The sequence below is a fragment of the Ilumatobacter sp. genome (genome assembly GCF_041688325.1).
In the GTDB taxonomy this organism is placed as follows: Bacteria; Actinomycetota; Acidimicrobiia; order Acidimicrobiales; family Ilumatobacteraceae; genus Ilumatobacter_A.
The window spans coordinates 1-2,188 of record NZ_JBDNIJ010000205.1; the positions used below are offsets into that span (position 1 = coordinate 1).

The 2,188-nt window shown below is 62.3% G+C and carries 2 protein-coding genes; both read right to left on the reverse strand.

All coding sequences use genetic code 11. The features are described 5' to 3' along the window. On the reverse strand, nucleotides 1-879 hold an 879-nt coding region (locus tag ACH2EI_RS12125; protein ID WP_395160188.1), incomplete at its 3' end, for a carboxylesterase/lipase family protein. Nucleotides 880-916: 37 nt separating this feature from the next. After that, entirely contained in the window at nucleotides 917-2,080 is a 1,164-nt protein-coding gene (locus ACH2EI_RS12130) for a serine hydrolase domain-containing protein (protein ID WP_395160190.1), read from the reverse strand. Between the last annotated feature and the right edge of the window lie 108 nt (nucleotides 2,081-2,188).

A 2,188-nucleotide genomic window follows, 5' to 3' on the forward strand; every position in this document is an offset into this window, starting at 1 on the left:
GCCGTACGTCGGCTGGAATGCCATCGCTGATGCTGCGGCCTCACCGAATCGTGAGGGATCTCGAGTCTCGGTGAGCTCATCGCTGACCTTGACCTGGGTCGACAACATGATGTCACTGGGTACACGCATCAGTGATTCGAGGTCTCCCGGGGCCACACCAAGCATGTCGAGCAGGTGGCCACCGATCATCGTTGCGGTGTCCGCGCTGATGCCGTTGTGCCCAGCTCCACTCTGCGGAATCGCACGGCGGAAAAGACCCTTCGCTGCGGGCATCGCCATCAGGGTGGTGACGCTCATCCCGCCGGCAGACTCGCCGGCGATCGTGACCTGGCCCGGATCGCCGCCGAACGCGGCGATGTTCTCCTGGACCCACTTCAGCGACGCGATCTGGTCGTGCATGCCGATGTTGCCCGACTCGGCCAGCTCCGCGAAGTGTTCGCCGAGATGCCAAAAGCCCTGGACCCCCAGGCGGTAGTTGATCGAGACACAAACAATTCCGTCTTGGGCGAACGCACTGCCGTTGTAGACGTCATCAACGCCACTGCCGGCGTAGAACGCACCACCGTGAATCCAGACGAGGACCGGCAGACCTGACGCTCCGGGGTCGGGAGTCCAAACGTTGAGGTTGAGGCAATCATCGCCGGCAGGGCTCTGCGGGGTGCCCAGTTCACCGAAAATGCCAGCCATCGGTTGTTGGATCGCGGTCAGGCCGTAGTTCGTCGCGTCGCGCACGCCATCCCAGGGTGCCGGGCGGGTCGGTGGCCGCAATCGAAGGTCGCCAGAAGGTGTTGCGGCGTACGGAATTCCCTTGAACGCATGGACGCCGTTGGATTCGGTCCCTTGGACGATGCCTGATGAGGTTTTCACCTGCGTGGACATGATGTTGCTCCCTGTCGTTTCGTGATGCGGGTTGTGGTCAGCCGAGAGCGGCGTAGGCGGCTGCCGAGATGCGTTGGTTGCGCTGATCACCGGTGAGCTGGTCATCCATCCGGTTCATGACGTACGAAATCGACGCCCGCGCATCGAAGTCGACGATGGCGACGCTGCCGCCCCAACCGCCCCAGAACATGGTGTTCTCGTTGGGACTTGTCACCCATCCATCGAGTTCGCGAGCGAATCCGATGCCGTGACGCATGTGCGTCATCAACACCTGGTCCAGGTTGTCGATTTGCACTTCTAGGCCTCGGCGAGCGCCGGCCTCAGACATGATCCGGACGCCGTCGACTTCGCCGCCACACGCGAGCATTGAGTGAATTCTGGCGATCGATCGGGCGTTGCCGATGCCACCGGCCGCCGGGATTTCAGCGGCGCGCCACTCCCGAGTCTGCGGCTCCGTGGCGTCGAGCATCGCACTGGTGAGTGTGCGTCCAGCGATCGAGTCCATGCTGATCGCTACATCGTTGATCACGAGTTCAGCCACTGGGCTGTCGGCTGTCGTTGGGTTGACCGCTGGCGGAATCAACTCTGCAACGCGAGCATCTTCGCTGGCCGGGAGGCTCATGTGAAAGTCCGCTCCGAGCGGGTCGGCGATCTCCCTCTGGAACCATTCGGCCATACGAGTTCCCGTGATCCGGTAGAGAATCTCTCCTTCGAGATTTCCCTGGGTCAGTGCGTGGTAGCCCGACTGGGTTCCCGGCTCCCACCAGAGTTCCTGGCCCGCGAGCTGTGCCGCGATGGCATCGACGTCGTAGATCTGTGCAGCTGTTACTGGAGGGACGAAGCCGGGTAGCCCGGCGGTGTGCGACATCACGTGTTTCACCAACACCGACTCCTTGCCGTGCTGCGCGAACTCGGGCCAGTACTGCGCAACGGGAGCGTCGAAGTCGAGTTCGCTCCGGTCAGCCAATGCGAGCATGCAGGTGGCGGCCATTGTTTTGGTCGTCGAGTAGACGTTGACGATCGTGTCGCGTTCCCACGGTGTTCCGTTCGGGTCCGCGTCGCCAGCCCAGATGTCCACAACGGACTCACCATCTACTGTCACTGCGGCAGCGGCGCCGACTTCAAGCCCCTCCTCGAAGTTCTGGATGAACGCATCGCGCACCCCTTCGAAGCCGTTCTTGCAGGTGCCATGAACTTCCATACCCGTACTCCTTGTCTGGCCCCGTGTCTGGGCGACTTCCTGAACAAGTTTGCTCGTTCGCCGGCCCGGGCGACAGTAGGGAATCCCCTACGATGGCGATCCACTTGA